The 16,763-nt window shown below is 64.9% G+C and carries 14 protein-coding genes; 11 read left to right on the top strand and 3 right to left on the bottom strand.

The features are described 5' to 3' along the window. Positions 1-140 precede the first annotated feature (140 nt). From ABT375_RS19800 to ABT375_RS19790, 3 genes are read left to right on the top strand one after another with little or no spacing between them, the layout of a single operon-like run. Positions 141-440, top strand: a complete 300-nt coding sequence (locus tag ABT375_RS19800) for a putative quinol monooxygenase (RefSeq protein ID WP_416465713.1) — start codon at positions 141-143, stop codon at positions 438-440. Between the two features lie 15 nt (positions 441-455). Next, positions 456-1,787 carry a histidinol dehydrogenase gene (gene hisD, locus ABT375_RS19795; RefSeq protein WP_416465711.1) on the top strand — a complete coding sequence of 444 codons (1,332 nt, stop codon included), beginning with the start codon at positions 456-458 and terminating at the stop codon, positions 1,785-1,787. Between the two features lie 2 nt (positions 1,788-1,789). After that, entirely contained in the window at positions 1,790-2,557 is a 768-nt protein-coding gene (locus tag ABT375_RS19790) for an SDR family NAD(P)-dependent oxidoreductase (protein ID WP_416465709.1), read from the top strand. A gap of 9 nt (positions 2,558-2,566) precedes the next feature. Here the strand turns inward: ABT375_RS19790 and ABT375_RS19785 are convergent, their stop codons facing one another. The 3 genes from ABT375_RS19785 to ABT375_RS19775 are packed head-to-tail and all read right to left on the bottom strand — an operon-like array spanning position 2,567 to position 4,664. Beyond that, entirely contained in the window at positions 2,567-2,902 is a 336-nt protein-coding gene (locus ABT375_RS19785; protein ID WP_416465707.1) for a response regulator, read from the bottom strand. Then, positions 2,806-4,398: an ATP-binding protein gene (locus tag ABT375_RS19780; protein WP_416465705.1), complete on the bottom strand. Its 1,593-nt coding sequence runs from the start codon at positions 4,396-4,398 to the stop codon at positions 2,806-2,808. Before ABT375_RS19780 ends, ABT375_RS19785 begins: the two co-directional genes overlap by 97 nt. Continuing rightward, positions 4,362-4,664 (bottom strand): hypothetical protein, encoded by a 303-nt coding sequence (locus ABT375_RS19775; RefSeq protein WP_416465703.1) that lies wholly within the window; start codon positions 4,662-4,664, stop codon positions 4,362-4,364. The genes ABT375_RS19780 and ABT375_RS19775 overlap by 37 nt, the downstream gene beginning before the upstream one ends. A gap of 212 nt (positions 4,665-4,876) precedes the next feature. Here ABT375_RS19775 and ABT375_RS19770 point away from each other — a divergent pair, with 212 nt between their 5' ends. The 8 genes from ABT375_RS19770 to ABT375_RS19735 all read left to right on the top strand — a co-directional run bounded on the left by ABT375_RS19770 (position 4,877) and on the right by ABT375_RS19735 (position 16,752). Continuing rightward, the gene (locus tag ABT375_RS19770; RefSeq protein WP_416465701.1) at positions 4,877-8,320 is read left to right on the top strand and encodes a response regulator; all 3,444 of its coding nucleotides are present in this window, start codon (positions 4,877-4,879) and stop codon (positions 8,318-8,320) included. Between the two features lie 11 nt (positions 8,321-8,331). Next, positions 8,332-9,156 carry a CheR family methyltransferase gene (locus ABT375_RS19765; RefSeq protein ID WP_224547085.1) on the top strand — a complete coding sequence of 275 codons (825 nt, stop codon included), beginning with the start codon at positions 8,332-8,334 and terminating at the stop codon, positions 9,154-9,156. Further along, positions 9,153-9,728: a chemotaxis protein CheB gene (locus ABT375_RS19760; RefSeq protein ID WP_416465699.1), complete on the top strand. Its 576-nt coding sequence runs from the start codon at positions 9,153-9,155 to the stop codon at positions 9,726-9,728. Before ABT375_RS19765 ends, ABT375_RS19760 begins: the two co-directional genes overlap by 4 nt. Further along, positions 9,725-10,876 (top strand): ATP-binding protein, encoded by a 1,152-nt coding sequence (locus tag ABT375_RS19755; RefSeq protein ID WP_416465697.1) that lies wholly within the window; start codon positions 9,725-9,727, stop codon positions 10,874-10,876. The genes ABT375_RS19760 and ABT375_RS19755 overlap by 4 nt, the downstream gene beginning before the upstream one ends. 278 nt (positions 10,877-11,154) lie before the next feature. Continuing rightward, a complete protein-coding gene (locus ABT375_RS19750; RefSeq protein ID WP_416465875.1) occupies positions 11,155-13,248 on the top strand; it encodes a TonB-dependent receptor in 2,094 nt (697 codons plus the stop codon). Next, positions 13,248-14,309 (top strand): PepSY-associated TM helix domain-containing protein, encoded by a 1,062-nt coding sequence (locus ABT375_RS19745; protein WP_416465695.1) that lies wholly within the window; start codon positions 13,248-13,250, stop codon positions 14,307-14,309. The genes ABT375_RS19750 and ABT375_RS19745 overlap by 1 nt, the downstream gene beginning before the upstream one ends. A 1-nt stretch (position 14,310) precedes the next feature. Beyond that, complete coding sequence (locus tag ABT375_RS19740) at positions 14,311-15,231, top strand: LysR substrate-binding domain-containing protein (RefSeq protein ID WP_224546791.1); 921 nt, start codon at positions 14,311-14,313, stop codon at positions 15,229-15,231. Positions 15,232-15,387: 156 nt separating this feature from the next. Beyond that, on the top strand, positions 15,388-16,752 hold the full coding sequence (locus ABT375_RS19735; RefSeq protein ID WP_416465693.1) for an MFS transporter: 1,365 nt from the start codon (positions 15,388-15,390) through the stop codon (positions 16,750-16,752). Positions 16,753-16,763: the final 11 nt, after the last annotated feature.

Here is a 16,763-nt window from a genome sequence, read left to right as displayed (position 1 = left end):
CGCCGATCATGTTTATTGAATATGATTGCAAGCATGTTTCGACCGTTACCTTATGATTCAGCATTATTTCCGCTAAGAACGTTGCGAGAATCGCAATGCATAAGTATGCAATAAATATCGCGATTCGGGGAGAGACTGGCATGATCAGGGAAGTGGCGCGGATCGAGATTGATCCGGCGGATGCGGAGCGCTTCGAGGCCGCGGTCGCGCTGGCGACCCCGCATTTTCGCGCAGCGGACGGGTGCCGCAGTTTTCGGCTCGACCGGTCGGTGGATCGGCCGGGTCATTATCGACTGGTCGTGGGCTGGGACACCGTCGCCGCGCATGTCGACGGCTTCCGCAATTCGCCCGGTTATCAGGCGTGGCGCGCGCTGGTCGGCCCATTTTTCATCACACCGCCGGACGTGGATCATGTCGAGACGGCGGTGAATGGCTTTTAAACGAGGATCAGCAATATGGCTCAATATCTGAAGCGTGGCGCAACCGCCGAAGCGAAAGCGGATGCGGACCGCAAGGTGCGCGACATCGTCGAGGCGGCGCTGGCCGACATCGAAATGCGCGGTGACGCCGCCGTGCGGGAGATGTCGATCAAGTTCGACGGCTGGGACCGCGACGATTATCGGCTCAGCCAGGCGGAAATCGACGCCTGCGTCGACAGCCTGACGCCGCAGGAGCGCAAGGATATCGAATTCGCGCAGACGCAGGTGCGCAATTTCGCCCAGATTCAGCGCGCATCGATGCACGATGTCGAGGTGGAAACGCTGCCGGGCGTGATTCTGGGACACAGGAATCTGCCGGTGAACGCCGCAGGCTGCTATGTGCCCGGCGGCAAATATCCGTTGCTCGCATCCGCGCACATGTCGGTCATCACCGCCAAGGTGGCGGGCGTGCCGCGGGTCATCACCTGCGCGCCGCCCTTCCAGGGGCAGCCCGCGCGGGCCATCGTGGCGGCGCAGGCCATGGCCGGAGCCGACGCCATCTATGCGCTGGGCGGCATCCAGGCGATCGGTGCCATGGCGCTGGGGACGCAGAGCATCGATCCGATCGACATATTGGTCGGACCGGGCAACGCCTTCGTCGCAGAAGCCAAGCGCCAGTTGTTCGGCCGGGTCGGCATCGACCTGTTCGCCGGCCCGACCGAGACGCTGGTGATCGCCGACGAAATTGGCTGCGACGCGGAACTGGCCGCGACCGATCTGCTGGGGCAGGCGGAACATGGGCCGGACAGCCCGGCGGTGCTGCTCACCACATCGGAAAAGCTGGCGCGCGAGACGATGCGGGAAATCGAACGCCTGCTGATGATCCTGCCGACCGCCGATTATGCGCGCAAGGCGTGGGAGACCTATGGCGAAGTGATCGTGGCGGAAGACGATGCCGAAATGGTGCGGATTGCGGATACGATCGCTTCAGAGCATGTTCAGGTAATGACCGCAGACCCCGATTATTTCCTGCAGAACATGACCAATTACGGCGCCCTTTTCCTGGGCGCGCGTACCAATGTCAGCTTTGGCGACAAGGTGATCGGCACCAATCATACGCTGCCGACCAGGAAGTCGGCCCGCTATACCGGCGGGCTGTGGGTCGGCAAGTTCATCAAGACCTGCACCTATCAGAAAGTGCTGACCGATGCGGCATCTGCACTGGTCGGCGAATATTGCAGCCGCCTGTGCGGGCTGGAGGGCTTCGCCGGCCATGGCGAACAGGCGAATATCCGCGTGCGCCGTTACGGCGGACGCAACGTGCCCTATGCCGGCATGGCGGAACCGACCCCGGCGACGGCCGCCTGAGCATGAACACACTACCGACGACGCCGAGTTTCCGGCTGGACGGCAAGCGGGCGCTGGTGACCGGGGCAGGGCGGGGCATCGGCCTCGCCTGCGCGGCGGCGCTGGGGCAGGCGGGCGCGCATGTCACCCTCGCCGCCCGCAGCCATGGCGAGGTCGAGGCAGGCGCGCAGGCGATCCGCACGGCGGGCGGCCAGGCCGACGCGCTGCTGCTCGACGTCAACGACGTGACTGGCACGGCGCAGGCGCTCGACGGCGTCGCGCCGTTCGACATACTGCTCAACAATGCCGGCACCAACCGGCCCAAGCCTTTTACCGACGTGTCGGAAGAGGATTATGACTCCGTGCTGGGCCTCAACCTGCGCGCTGCCTTCTTCGTCGCCCAGAGCGCGGCGCGGCGGATGATCGATGCGGGGGTGCGCGGGTCGATCATCCATATGGGCTCGCAGATGGGCCATGTCGGCGGTCCGCGTCGTTCGCTCTATTGCGCATCCAAATGGGGGCTGGAGGGATTGAGCAAGGCGATGGCCCTCGATTTGGCGCCCCATGGCATCCGATCCAACACCATCGCCCCGACCTTCATCGAAACGCCGATGACCAAACTCTTTTTCGAGGACAAGGCATTCCTCGCCAGCGTGCTGGACAAGATCAAGCTCGGCCGACTGGGCACAGTGGAGGATCTGATGGGCGTGGTGGTGTTTCTCGCCTCGGATGCGGCGGCGCTGATGACCGGCACCAGCCTGGTGGTGGATGGGGGCTGGACCGCGGACTGATCTGACGGGTCAGTCCGCACGAGTCTCCGTCGCTATGCTGAGCGGTGCGAACAGCGGATGGTGCCGGATGCTCGCCAGTGCGGCGGCCAGGTCGGCCTGCCGGAACGGCTTGCCCAGCCGGGGCAGGCCTGCGGCCAGCCCGACAGCGTCGGAATAACCCGATACGATCAGCACCGGCAAGGTGGGGTTGATAAGCGCGATTTCCTGCGCCAGTTCGACGCCGGTCATGTGCGGCATGATATGGTCGGTCACGACAAGGTCGATGTGATCGGCCTGTCGCAGATGCTCGACCGCTTCGCCCCCGGAGCGCGCCTCCAGCACGTCGAAGCCGAGGTCGGCGAGCATGTCCGCAGTGCTGGCCCGCACCACATCTTCATCGTCGACCAGCAGGACGGTGCCGCTGAAGCCGCCCTGCCGGGCGGGTGCGTCTGTTCGCTCACCGGCAGCCACAGGGCGATGGACGCGCCCTGTCCCGGCGCGCTGTCGATCGTCAGCGCGCCGCCCAGTTGCAGCGCCAGGCCATGGGCCATGGACAGGCCAAGGCCAGTGCCCTGGCCCACACCCTTGGTGGAAAAGAAAGGCTCGATCGCCCGCCGCCGGGTTTCCGCATCCATGCCAGTGCCGGTATCGGTTACGCACACCACGGCATAGCGTCCCGGCGTCACGCCTTCGGCCGGCGTTTCTGTCTGTTCGACGCAGCGCGCCGACAGGGTGAATTCGCCCCCGGCCGGCATCGCGTCGCGGGAATTGACCGCGAGATTGAGCAGCGCCATCTCGACCTGATGCGCGTCGGCCTGGGCGAAGGGCAGGTCCGCCGCCAGGTCCAGCCGCACCTGCACCTGCGGGCCTAGCGTCGTGCCGATCAGTTCGGCCATGCCGAGGATAAGCGTCGACAGGTCGACCGGCTCGGGCTTGAGCGGTTGCCGGCGGGCGAAGGCCAGCAGCCGCTGGACCAGCGTCCGCGCCCGGTCGGCCGAATCCAAAGCGCCGCTGATCAGCCGCTGTTCCCGTTCGCCGCCCACTTGCCGTCGGTGCAGCAAGTCCAGGCTGCCGATAATCGGGGTCAGAAGATTATTGAAGTCGTGTGCGACGCCGCCGGTCAACTGGCCCATCGCCTCGAGTTTCTGGGACTGCCGCAACGCATCCTGCGTCCGCACCAGTTCGCGTGTCCGCTCCTCGACCAGATGCTCCAGCGTCGCTGCGGACGTCCGCAGCGCATCCTCCATTCGCCTTCGATCGGTGACGTCGATCGATATGCCGGCCAGCCCGGTGGCAGTGCCATCCGCCAGCCGGGTCGGCTGAGCCCTTACTGCGATCCAGCGAACCTCGCCATCGGGCGTCATCACCTGATATTCGACGTCATAGTCGCGCCCGCTCGTCAAACTGTCGCGGATTGCGGTATTGACCCAATCCCGGTCTTCCGGGTGAATGGCCGCCTGAAGATCGGCATAGCTGAAGGGCAGCGCCGGATCGCGGCCGAAATTACGGCGACATAGTCCCGATGCGTCCAGCACGCCGGTGGCGGTGTCGAATGTCCAGCTACCCATGCGACCGGCTGCCAGGATCAGCTCGCGATGGCGTTCGCTTTCTTCCATCTCATGAATCAGACGCGCGTTTTCGATCGCGATGCCCGACAGGTGCGCCAGGCTTTCCAGCCGGGCGATGGTCGCCTGGTCATGCTCGCCTGCCTGCGACCAATAGGCGCCCAGGGCCGCCACCGGCGCAGGCCTGCCGATCGGCGCCATCACCAGACTGCGGACGAAGGTCGGGCGATAGGCGTCCTGCGGCACCCGATCGTCCCTCTCTATGTCGGCGATGGCGACGGTCCGGGCATGGCGCATCGCCCAACCCGACACGCAGCTATCGGCCGGGAGCGCTTGCCGCTCCACAAGGGGCCGATCGCATCCTCTGCGACATAATGGCACAGGTCGCCATCCTTGAGGATGATGGCGATTCCTTCCGCACCGATCGCGGACCGCGCCGTCCGGCGCAAGACATCGACGACTTCCGCCATCGACCGGGCGGCAGCCAGCTGCTCGCTCGCTTCGATCAGGAAGGACTGGGCACCCGACGCATCCGGGTCCGCCGACGATGAGCCATGGGTCATATCCGCTCCGACAATCACATGCGCCTTCTAACAATATCCTCGGCGAAAGGCGACCCAGGACCGACATGGCATGGATCTCCAGGGGGCATTGCGCGGCCGTCGCCAGCCGATGTTGATGCAGATCAGCTTTGCGGGGCGCGCAGGCGCAATCCCGGCTTATCCGGCAAAACAATTGCTTGGCGGATGGCTGAGACCCCTTTACGCGAACGTCCATGGCAATCGGAAAAACAGCTTTTGCGGGCAGCCCGCTGTCGCGCGCGTCGATCTGGGCAGCATTGGGGTTGGCGGTCGGCCTGGCCTTTTTCCTCGTCAGCGGCACGATCGCCTATCGCAATATCCAGAGCCTGCGCGAAAGCGACGAAGCGATCCGCCACACCCACAGCGTGCTGATCGCGCTCGACGATCTGCTCTCGACGGCACAGGATGCCGAAACCGGGCAGCGTGGCTATCTGCTGACCGGCACCCAGGCCTATCTGGAACCCTATGACAGCGCGGTGCAGAATCTCGCCGAACGCATGAAGGCGGTCATTCTGCTGACCCGCGACAATCCGACGCAGCAGGCCAATGCTGCCGTGTTGAAACGGCATGTCGACGCCAAGGTGGCGGAATTGCGCGAAACGGTCGATCTGCGCCGGACCAAGGGGGTTGGCGCCGCGCTGGCCGTGGTGGCCACGGACCGTGGCAAGATCGAAATGGACGCGATCCGGGCGCAGTTGAACGGCATGGCGCAGGAAGAGTTGCGGCTGCGCCAAGTTCGCATGGACGACATGGCGGCGGCGTCGCGCACGGCAATCACCACCGGGATTATCACCAGCCTGATCGGCGCGGGCCTGACCCTCGTCATCTTCATTCTCATGCGGATAAGCAACCGCGCCCGCGCCCGTCAGCAATGGTTGCAGGCCGGCCAGCTGGGCCTGTCGACGGCCATGGGGGGAGAAAAGTCGGTCGAGGAATTGGGCGAAGCGATCCTTGCCTTCCTGGCCCGCTATCTCGGCTTTCAGGGCGGCGCCTTGTTCAAGGGCGAAGGGGGCCGCTTCCAGCGCGCCGCTACGCTCGGCATACCGGCAGACGCGGACCTGCCCGCCAGTTTCCTGATCAAAGAAGGACTGCTTGGTCAGGTCGCCGCGGAAGGCGCGCCGCTCGTCCTGCAGGATATTCCAGACGGCTATCTGACGATCGGATCGGCGATGGGCAGGGACCGGCCCCGGCATCTGGTCATCATCCCGGCCAAGGCGGACGAGGTCGTCAACGCGGTGCTGGAACTGGGATTTTTCCAGCCGGTCAGCCCCGCCGTCCTCGACCTTCTCGACCATGCATCGCCGGCGATCGGCATCGCCCTGCGATCGGCCCGCTTTCGCGCGCGGCTGCAGGATGCGCTGGAGGAAACCCAGCGCCAGTCGGGCGAGTTGCAGGCGCAGAGCGAGGAACTGCGCGTTTCCAACGAGGAGCTGGAGGAGCAGGGCCGCGCGCTCAAGGAATCGCAGGTTCGTCTGGAACAGCAGCAGGTCGAACTGGAACAGACCAACAGCCAGTTGGAAGAGCAGGCCCAGACGCTGGAAAACCAGCGCGACGAACTGGAGCGCGCGACCGGCACATTGCAGTCCAAGGCGCGGGAACTGGAACAGGCGAGCCAGTATAAATCGGACTTCCTGGCCAATATGTCGCATGAACTGCGCACGCCGCTCAATTCGCTGCTGATCCTGTCCAAGCTGCTGGGCGACAATCCCGAAGGCAATCTATCGCACGATCAGGTCAAGTTCGCGCGGACGATCGAATCGTCGGGCAATGATCTCCTCACCCTCATCAACGACATTCTCGATCTGTCGAAGATCGAGGCCGGGCATATCCAGGTCCAGCCCGAAACGGTGCCGCTGCAGCGGCTGGTCGGCGATATCCGCCAGTTGTTCCAGCCCGTCGCCGAAACGCGCAATCTGGCGTTCGAAATAGAGGTCGCTCCCGACTGCCCCCGCGCGATCGAAACCGACCGGATGCGGATCGAACAAATCCTCAAGAACCTTCTGTCCAACGCCTTCAAATTCACAGAACAAGGCAGCGTGCGCCTGACCCTGTCGCCGGCGGAGGGGGACCGGATCGCGCTCGCCGTCACCGACACCGGCATCGGCATGTCGACCGAACAGCAGGGGCATATCTTCGAAGCCTTCCATCAGGCGGACAGTACGATCAGCCGGCGCTATGGCGGCACTGGCCTCGGCCTGTCCATCTCGCGCCAGCTCGCCCGCCTGCTCGGCGGCCACATCAGCCTGGAGAGCAAGCCGGGAGAGGGCAGCCGCTTCACCCTGATCGTGCCGCTGGCCTATGATCCGGCGACGGTCGGGTCCCGCCCCGTCGCGGCGCCAGCCCGCGTCGAACCTGCGCCGGTCGCGCCGGCAACGCCCGCGCCCCCCAGACACGTCCCGGTCCAGCCCCAATGGATCGTGGAGGACGACCGCGCCTCGATCGCCGAAGGGCGCCGCCTGCTGCTGATCATCGAGGATGACGAGGTGTTCGCCTCGGTCGTGTGCGACCTGTCGCGCGACATGGGTTTCCAGTGCATCATCGCCGGCACCGCGGAAGAGGCGATCAGGCTGGCGCGCGACTATATGCCCAGCGCCGTTGTGCTCGACCTCGGCCTGCCCGACCAGTCGGGGCTGACCGTTCTCGATCGGCTCAAGCATGATGAGGCGACGCGCCATATTCCGATCCATGTCGTCTCGGCGTCCGACCACAGCCAGGCTGCGCTGTCGCTCGGCGCGGTCGGCTATCTGGTGAAGCCGGTGAAGCGCGAACAGCTCGCCGAAGTGCTGGAAAGCCTGCACGCCAAGCTGGCGACGCGGGTACGGCGCGTCCTAATCGTTGAGGATGACCCGGTCCAGCGCGATGCGGTGGCGCGGCTGCTGCTGACCGACGATGTCGAAACGGTCGGCGTCGGCACCGCCGCCGAATGTCTCGAACAACTGCGCCAGCAGACGTTCGATTGCATGGTGCTGGACCTGAGCTTGCCCGACACATCGGGCTTCGCCTTGCTGGAGACGCTGAGCGAGGAGGGGGATCATGGCTTCCCGCCGGTCATCGTCTATACCGGCCACGACCTGTCGCCCGACGACGAGCAGCGCCTGCGCCGCTATTCCAGCTCGATCATCATCAAGGGCGCCAAGTCGCCCGAACGGCTGCTGGACGAAGTGTCGCTGTTCCTGCACCAGGTCGTGTCGGAACTGCCCCCCGAACAGCGCAAGATGATCCAGAAGGCCCGCAATCGCGATGCCGCGCTGGAAGGGCGCCGCATCCTGATCGTCGAGGATGACGTCCGCAACGTCTACTCGCTGACCAGCGTGCTGGAGCCGCGCGGCGCGGCGGTCCAGATCGCGCGCAACGGGCAGGAGGCGATCGATGCGCTGGCGGCGTCGCTGGACGATCCAGCAAAAAGCATCGACCTTGTCCTCATGGACGTGATGATGCCGGTGATGGACGGACTCACCGCCACGCGCGCACTGCGCGGCGATCCGCGCTGGGCGGGGTTGCCGATCCTGATGTTGACGGCCAAGGCGATGCCGGACGACCAGCAGCGCTGCCTGGAAGCGGGTGCCAACGATTATATGGCAAAGCCGATCGACGTCGACAAACTGCTCTCGCTGGTGCGTGTATGGATGCCGCGCTAGTGCAAGGCTCCATGCAGGCGGGCGTCGAGGATATCGAAATCCAGTTGCTGCTGGAGGCGCTGTATCAACGCTATCATTATGACTTTCGTCATTATGCGCGCGCGTCGATCAAGCGCCGCCTGGTGCAGGCGCGCGGGCAATTGGGCTTTGCCAGTTTCTCCGCCATGCAGGACCATCTGCTCCACGATCCCGCGACGCTGCCGCGCCTGCTCAACTATCTGACCGTGCAGGTCAGCGAGATGTTCCGCGATCCCGGCTATTTCCGCGCCCTGCGGGAAAAGGTGATCCCGCATCTGCGGACCTACCCCTCGCTCAAGGTCTGGGTCGCGGGCTGCAGCAACGGGGAAGAACTCTATTCGCTGTCGATCCTGTTCCGGGAGGAAGGGCTGGACCAGCGGACGCTCTTCTACGCGACCGACATCAACCCCGACGCGCTCAAGGCCGCGGAAGCCGGCGTCTATCCGCTAGAACAGATCCGCAAGTTCACCGAAAACCATCAGCAGTCGGGCGCACGGTCTTCGCTGTCCGACTATTATACGGCGGATTATGGCCGCGCCGTGTTCGACAAGAGCCTGCGATCGCAGGTCGTCTTTTCCGACCACAGCTTGGTGACCGACGCGGTGTTCGCCGAAATGCATCTCATTTCGTGCCGTAACGTCCTTATCTATTTCGACCGCGACCTGCAGGATCGGGCGCTCGGCCTGTTCCGCGACTCCCTCGCACGCAAGGGATTTCTGGGCCTGGGGTCGAAGGAGAGCCTGCGCTTTTCCGATCACGCGCCGTCCTTCGCCGATTTCGTGCGCGAGGAGAAAATCTACCAGAGGCGGGAGCCATGACGGCGCAGCCGATCCAGGCGATCGCGATCGGCGCGTCGGCCGGCGCGGTGCAGGCGTTGCTGCGGATATTACCGGCGCTGCCTGCCGCCTACCCGCTGCCGGTGCTGATCGTCGTCCATGTGCCGCCCGACCGCGACAATGCGCTGGTGGACCTGTTCCGGTCCAAATGCCCGCTTCCGGTTCAGGAAGCGGAAGATAAGGAACCGATCTCGGCGGGAACGATCTATTTCGCGCCATCCGATTATCATCTGCTGGTGGAGGCCGACCGATCGCTCGCCTTGTCGTGGGACGAGCAGGTGAACCACAGCCGCCCGGCGATCGACGTGCTGCTGCAAAGCGCGGCCGACGCTTATGGCCCAGCTCTTGTGGGGATCGTCCTGACCGGCGCCAATCATGACGGCGCGGCGGGCCTGGCGGCGGTGGCAGATGTCGGCGGCGTCGCGATCGCGCAGGAACCGGCCGATGCACAGGTGCCGACCATGCCGGCGGCCGCGCTCGCAGTCTGTCCATCCGCGCAAGCCATGACCCTGGACGACATCATTTCCTATCTTCTGACACTGGCGGCGACATGACCAGCGACACGCATCCCCTATATTGCCTGCTGGTCGACGACCTTGAGGAAAATCTGCTGGCGCTCGAAGCGCTGCTCCAGCGCGACGGGCTGATCTGTCTGAAGGCCCGTTCGGGCGAGGAAGCGCTGGAACTGCTGCTGGTCCACGATGTCGCGCTCGCCTTGCTGGACGTCCAGATGCCCGGCATGGACGGGTTCGAACTGGCCGAATATATGCGCGGCAACGAACGCACGCGCCATGTCCCGATCATCTTCGTGACCGCCGGCAGCGCCGACCGGCAGCGCCGCTTCCGCGGCTATGAGGCGGGCGCGGTGGACTTCATCCAGAAGCCGATCGAGGCGGACATATTGCGGTCCAAGGCCGCCATCTTCTTCGATCTGCACGACCAGCGTCGTCAGATCATCGCGCAGCGCGACGAACTGGCGACGCTGGCCGGCGCGTTGCAGGCGGCGGACCGGCGCAAGAACGAATTTCTCGCAATCCTGGGACATGAATTGCGCAACCCGATCGCGGCGCTGGCGGCCGGATTGCATTTGTTGGAGAAGCGCGAAGGAACGGAGGCCGCGCACGACATTCGCGGCCGGATGGACCGGCATGTCCATCATCTGTCCCGTCTGATCGAGGATATCCTCGATATCGCCCGCATCGACCAGGGCAAGATTTCGCTGAAGATCCAGCGCATCGTGCTGCAGGATGTCCTCGCCTTCGCCGTGGAAACCTGCCAGCCGACGATCGAGGCGGCGCAGCACCGGCTCGTCATCGATATCGCCGACGATCCGATTCAACTCGATGCCGATTATGCGCGCGTCGTCCAGATCGTCAGCAATCTGCTGAGCAATGCGGCGAAATATACGCAGCCGGGCGGCGAAGTACGCCTGACCGCTCGGACGGTCGATGGCTGGGCGGAGATAGAGGTGGCGGACACCGGCATCGGCATTGCGCCGGACATGCAGGCCCGGATCTTCGACCTGTTCGCGCAGATCAAGCGGCCGACCGGGGATGCGCAGGATGGCCTTGGCATCGGATTGGCCCTTGTTCGCCAACTGGTGGCGCTGCACGGCGGCGCGCTCTCGCTCAAGCATAGCGCGCCCGGCGAAGGCAGCGTCTTCCAGGTCCGCCTGCCGGCGGTCGAGGCGCTGATGGCCTGAGATAAACGCGCCGCCATTGAGTGTATATGTTGGCAAGGCGGGGCGACCTGAGGTCATCAAGCTCTAGGCTGCTGACATCCCTGAGCCCCCGCGTGCCCCCTCAACGATCGACTGTATAGCGTAGGCGGCTTGCGATGCTAATGACTTGCAACAGCCTCGCCACTGGTCTAGCGGAGCGGCGCGTCACTCTGGGGGACATTATGAATACCCGCGCCGCAATCCTGTTCAACGGCACCGCGCTTTCCCGCGCAGCCTGGTCCCTCGCCAGTCTCGCCGCGATGGCGTCCACCGCCGCGCGTGCCGAGGATAGCGATCCGATCGTGGTGACGGCCGCGCGCTCGGTACTGCCGGCCAACGCCCTGCCGCTGACGATCGACGTGATCGACCAGGAAACGCTCAATCAGCAGGTCGCCATTGGCGGTTCCATCGTGGACGCAGTGTCGGCGCTGACGCCCTCCTTCTCTCCCACACGGCAGAAATTGTCGGGCGCGGGCGAAACGCTGCGTGGCCGATCGCCGCTCTATGCCATCAACGGCATTCCGCAGACCGCACCGCTGCGCGACGGCGCGCGCGACGGTTTCACCATCGACCCCTTCTTCGTCGATCGGGTCGAGCTGATTTATGGCTCCAACGCCTTGCAGGGGATTGGCGGCACCGGTGGCATCGTCAACCAGGTGACGGTGTCGCCGCCGAAGAGCGATGGCCTGTCGGGACGTATGCTGATGCAGGGCAATGCCGACACCGGATTCCATGGCGACGGAGTCGGCGGCAAGGTCGCTGGTCTGCTGGCCTGGCGCGGCGGGCGCTGGGACGCGATGGTCGGGGCGGCTTATGAAAAGCGGGGCGTCTTCTATGATGGCCATGGCAACCGTATGGGCACCGACCTGACCCAGGGCGAAACCCAGGACAGCCGCAGCTGGTCGCTGTTCGGCCGCTTCGGCTATGCATTGAGCGACACGGCACGCCTCGACCTGACCATGAGCCGGTTCCAGTTGAAGGGCGAGGGCGATTATATCGCGTCCAACGGCGATTATCGCATTGATCGGCCGACCAGCTCCGTGCGCGGGACGCCACCGGGCGTGCCGGCCACCAGCCGCACCGAAAGCGCGGCGCTGACCCTGACCGACACGGACCTGGCCGGCGGCAATCTGATCGCCCAGATTTTCTTCAACCGCTCGCGCGACACCTATGGCGGTGAAATTGCGCCGATTGCGACCTTCCAGGATGCGGCGCTCGCGCCGATCGGCGCGCTGTTCGACCAGTCGCAGAATCGCAGCCGCAAATATGGCGGCAAGATCAGCTATGAACGCAGCATTCCGGGGTTCGAGGCCCTGACCGCGATCGTGGGCGTCGATGCGCTGTACGACCTCACCGAACAAAGGCTGATCGCCACCGGTCGCAGTTGGGTGCCGCCGACCGACTATCGCAGCATCGCGCCCTTCGCGCAGGCAAACCTGGCCCTGTTCGACAAGAAGCTGCGCATCGCCGCCGGCATCCGTCATGAAGATGTGAAGATCGGCATCGACGATTATACCACGCTCGCCAGTTATGGCGGCTTTGCGGTATCGGGCGGCACGCCGCGCTTCAGCGATACGCTGGTCAATGGCGGCGTGATCCTGGAGCCCTGGGCCGGCATCCGCGCCTATGCCAGCTATGCAGAAGGCTATACCGTGCCGGACGTCGGTCGCATCGCCCGCGCCGTGGGTCAGGCCGGGGTCGATATCGACGATTATGTGAATATCGAACCAATCGTATCCAACAACCGCGAAGTCGGCGTGGAAGTGAAGCGCGGCCCGCTCGATGCCAGTGCCGCCTATTTCTGGTCGACCAGCAAGAATGGATCGTTGCTGGTCCAGACCGCGATCGGCGCGCCGTTCGAAATCCAGCGGCAGCGCGTGGAAATTCAGGGCCTCGAACTCAATCTCAGCGTCAAGACGCCGCTGCCGGGCCTCACTTTATCGACCGGCTATGCCCATCTGATCGGCCGCACCGACGGCAATGCGACGGACGGCGTGGACAAGGTCGATCGCGATCTGGACGGCGCCAACATCTCGCCCGATCGCCTCAACCTCGCCGCCAGCTATGTGCACGGCCCGCTGTCGGCGCGCATCCAGACGCAATTCTTCCTGGCCCGCCAGTTCGAACGCGCGCCGGGCAATTACAACCCGCTCTACCGGTTCGATGGCTATGACGTGACCGACCTGTCGCTGCGCTATCAGACCGGCTTCGGCGGGCTGACGCTGGCGGCGCAGAATATCTTCGATACTTTCTATATCGACTATTACAGCCAGACCGTCCGTCCCAACGACAATGCCCATTATTTCGCCGGACGCGGGCGCAATGTCACCCTGTCCTGGGACTATCGCTTCTAATGAGACTGCTCGACAGCCTGCATCGCTGGACCGGTGGCATCGTCGGCCTGCTGCTGGCGGTGCTGGGCCTGACCGGCCTGTTTCTGGTGCATCGCGACAGTTTGACCTTTGCGCCCCATGCCGGCGACGTCCGGGTGACCGACATGGGGTCGCTGGCGGCAACGACGCAGCATCTGATGACGACCGGTCCCATGCCGCAATCGATCACCTACGCCTCCGACGATTTCGGCCTGTTGCGCCTGGCCTATAAAGGCGGGAAGGGCGCCTATGCCGATCAGGCGGGTGCGCTGGTGATGCAATGGGACAGCCAGTGGCAGCGGCCCGAATTGTGGCTGTTCGACCTGCACCATCATCTCTTCATGGGTGAGGTCGGCGACACCGTGATCGGGCTGGCGGCGCTGTGCGGCCTGTTCTTCGTCGTCACCGGCGTGCTGCTGTGGTGGCGGACGCGCAAGACCTTTGCCTTTCGTCTGTGGCCGGCGCGGATGAGCCGTTCCTCCATCGTGCGTCACCATCGCGATTTGGGCATCGTCGTCGCGCCGCTCTTGCTGCTATCTCTGATGACAGGCGCGATCCTGATATTCCGTCCGATGGCCGCGATCCTGTTCGGTCCGGGCGCATCCGCGCAGATCGACCGGTCGCTCGCCGCGCCGCCGCCGCGCGACGCGACATTGGGAAAAGATCTGGACTGGGCGGCGATGATCCGCACCGCCCATGCCCGTTTCCCCGATGCCCAGTTGCGCAGCCTGTCGCTGCCGCGCAAGAAGAGCGGTCTCATCACCATCCGCATGAAGCGACCGCAGGAATGGCTGCCCAATGGCCGCACCACCCTCTGGTTCGCTGCCGACACGGGCGCCCTCGTCGATGCGCGCGACGCGGCGCAACTGCCCGGTACGGTGCGGGGCTACAATATGCTCTATCCGCTCCATGCCGCCAAGGTCGGCGGTCTCGCCTATCGGCTGGTGATGAGCCTTTCGGGCCTCGCCATGGCATTGCTCGGCACGCTTGCGGTCTGGTCCTTCTGGTTCAAGCGTCCGCGCAAGCCCGCGCCAAGGCGCTGAAATGATGCTACAGGGCGACATGCTCACCCTGCGCCAGATCGAAATATTCCGCGCCATCATGATCGCCAAGACGATCAGCGCCGCAGCGCAAATGCTCGGCACGTCGCAGCCGGGCCTCAGCCGGATGCTCGGCCATATGGAGGACAAGCTGCATTTCCGGCTGTTCGACCGGACGCGCGGCCGACTGGTGCCGACCCATGAAGCGCGCGTGCTGTTCCAGGAAGTCGAACATGTCTACAAGGGGTTCGAGGATCTCAACCATGTCATCAAACGGCTGGCCAAGGGAGAGGACCGGACTTTCCGGGTCGGCGCGTCACCTTCGCTCGGTCATTCGGTGGTGCCCAGGATGCTGGCCCGGCTGACCGCCAACTATCCCGGCCTCACCATCCAGTTCGACATCCTGTCGGTTGAACAGGCGTCCGATTATCTGGCGCTGCAGCGGGGCGACTATGCGCTCAGCGTCTTCCCCATCGACCATCCCAATATCCTGTCCAGCCGGATCGGGGCCGGGCGGATGGTCTGCGCGGTGCCCGCCAGCCATCGACTGGCCGACCGGACGCAGATCAGCGTGGCCGACATCGCCGACGAACAGCTGCAATCCTTTCGCCCGGACACGCCGCACGGCCGCATCATCGCCGACATGTTCGCGCGGGCGGGGCAGGCGCTGGAGGTAGAGACCTATATCCGCTTCGCCGAAACCGCAGTCGCCTTCGTCGCCAACGGCATGGGCGTGGCGCTGGTGGACAGCTTCACCGCGATGCAGGCCCATGCCGAAACCGTGCGCTTCCTGGAGTTCGACGATCCGGGGACGCTGCCGGTCTATATCAACCGCAATCTGGAATCGCCGCGCGCGATCATCGGCGAAACGTTCGAAGAGATCGCCCGCACCATATTGCTGGGCGTTCCTCGGCCAAAGCCATAACATAAGGGCATGGCAAAGCGCGTTTGAAACGCTGGAAAGAAAGGAACGATCGCAACATGGTAGCCGGACCCGCAGAATAGAACCAGATACGGCACCGGGTTGGTTAGAGCTATGGGGCATGGTCCGCCCCGCGAGAGGATGAAAGGCGTTTTTTCGATGGCCAGCTATTCCGCCAGCGGCACCGTGTCCGTGCGGCCCTATGTGACCGTGGATACGCCGTCCACGCACGCATCGGCCCCAGCGTCCGACAGCGTCTGGACCGCCCGCCAGATCCTCGTCGTCGCGACCTGCTTCATCCTCAACATGCTCGACGGCATGGATGTGCTGATCCTCTCCTACATCGCACCTGCGCTGTCGTCCGACTGGCAGGTCAGCCCCGAAAGCCTGGGCGTTGTGTTCAGCGCGGGCCTTGCCGGCATGGCGGCGGGCGGCCTGCTCATCGCGCCGCTGGCCGACCGCTTCGGCCGGCGCAAGCTGATCCTCGCCTCGCTCATCATGATGGCCGCCGCGATGTTCGCATCGGGCATCGCCACCTCCATCCCCGAACTGATTGCCAGCCGCTTCGTCGTCGGCATCGGCATCGGTACGGTGCTGGCCAGCATGGCCGCGCTCACCGCCGAATATGCCCCCGAAAAGCATCGCACCTTCGCGGTCGGTTTCTTGCAGGCCGGCTATCCCGTCGGCGCGACGTTGACCGGCTTCGTCGTCGCCAGCCACGTCACCACCCATGGCTGGCAGGCGATGCTGCTGGGCGCGGCGGCTCTCTGCGCCATCGCCATCCCGCTGGTCTGGCTGCTGCTGCCCGAATCCATCGCCTTCCTGCTCAGCCGCCAGCCCAAGGGCGCGCTGGCGAAAGCGAACAAGCTGCTCGCCTCGATCGGCCAGCCGCAACTGGACGCGCTGCCCGCGCAGCAGACCAGCGAAACCCGCCATGCCGGCGTGCGCGGCCTGCTCAGCGAAGGCCGCGCGCCCAGCACCATCCTGCTCTGGCTGGCCATCACCTTCAGCTTCATGACGCTCTATTTCGTCATCAGCTGGATTCCCAAGCTGGCGGTCGAGGCCGGCCTTCCGGCCAAGGACGCCATCTATGCCGGCGCCATCTACAATATCGGTGCTTTCATCGGCACCTCCTCGATCGGCCTCGTCGCCATGCGCTTCGACCTGCGCCGCCTGATCCTGCTTTATATGACGCTCGCCGCCGCCGCGCTCACGGTCTTCGGGTCGGTCGCCATGCCGCTCGCCGCGACACTGGGCACCGCCTTCCTGATCGGCGTCTTCGTGCAGGGCGGCTTCAACGGCTGCTATCCGCTCGCCGCCAGCCTCTATCCGCCCGAAGCGCGCGGCACTGGCATCGGCTGGGCCATGGGCGTCGGCCGGATTGGCGCGGTGATCGGCCCGATGCTCGGTGGCTTCCTGCTCGCGGCGAAAGTGTCGCTGCCGGTGATCTTCGGCATTTTCGCGGTGCCGGTGGTGCTGGCGGGCCTATGCGCCGCGCTCATCCGCCTGCCCAAGGCCGCCTGAACCTCTCGACC

The sequence above is a fragment of the Sphingomonas sp. VDB2 genome (genome assembly GCF_047946695.1).
Lineage (GTDB): Bacteria > Pseudomonadota > Alphaproteobacteria > Sphingomonadales > Sphingomonadaceae > Sphingobium > Sphingobium bisphenolicum.
The sequence above is the reverse complement of the archived record's forward strand: the minus strand, read 5'-3'. Positions and strand labels throughout refer to the sequence as shown.

Bases quoted from the DNA above. Each gene is read 5' to 3' on its own strand.
- ABT375_RS19735 (WP_416465693.1), top strand. From the start codon at position 15,388: ATGGCCAGCTATTCCGCCAGCGGCACCGTGTCCGTGCGGCCCTATGTG.
- ABT375_RS19765 (WP_224547085.1), top strand. From the start codon at position 8,332: ATGCAGGCGGGCGTCGAGGATATCGAAATCCAGTTGCTGCTGGAGGCG.
- hisD (WP_416465711.1), top strand. From the start codon at position 456: ATGGCTCAATATCTGAAGCGTGGCGCAACCGCCGAAGCGAAAGCGGAT.
- ABT375_RS19745 (WP_416465695.1), top strand. From the start codon at position 13,248: ATGAGACTGCTCGACAGCCTGCATCGCTGGACCGGTGGCATCGTCGGC.
- ABT375_RS19780 (WP_416465705.1), bottom strand. From the start codon at position 4,398: ATGCGCCATGCCCGGACCGTCGCCATCGCCGACATAGAGAGGGACGAT.
- ABT375_RS19755 (WP_416465697.1), top strand. From the start codon at position 9,725: ATGACCAGCGACACGCATCCCCTATATTGCCTGCTGGTCGACGACCTT.
- ABT375_RS19750 (WP_416465875.1), top strand. From the start codon at position 11,155: ATGGCGTCCACCGCCGCGCGTGCCGAGGATAGCGATCCGATCGTGGTG.
- ABT375_RS19790 (WP_416465709.1), top strand. From the start codon at position 1,790: ATGAACACACTACCGACGACGCCGAGTTTCCGGCTGGACGGCAAGCGG.
- ABT375_RS19800 (WP_416465713.1), top strand. From the start codon at position 141: ATGATCAGGGAAGTGGCGCGGATCGAGATTGATCCGGCGGATGCGGAG.
- ABT375_RS19775 (WP_416465703.1), bottom strand. From the start codon at position 4,664: ATGACCCATGGCTCATCGTCGGCGGACCCGGATGCGTCGGGTGCCCAG.
- ABT375_RS19760 (WP_416465699.1), top strand. From the start codon at position 9,153: ATGACGGCGCAGCCGATCCAGGCGATCGCGATCGGCGCGTCGGCCGGC.
- ABT375_RS19770 (WP_416465701.1), top strand. From the start codon at position 4,877: ATGGCAATCGGAAAAACAGCTTTTGCGGGCAGCCCGCTGTCGCGCGCG.
- ABT375_RS19785 (WP_416465707.1), bottom strand. From the start codon at position 2,902: ATGCTCGCCGACCTCGGCTTCGACGTGCTGGAGGCGCGCTCCGGGGGC.
- ABT375_RS19740 (WP_224546791.1), top strand. From the start codon at position 14,311: ATGATGCTACAGGGCGACATGCTCACCCTGCGCCAGATCGAAATATTC.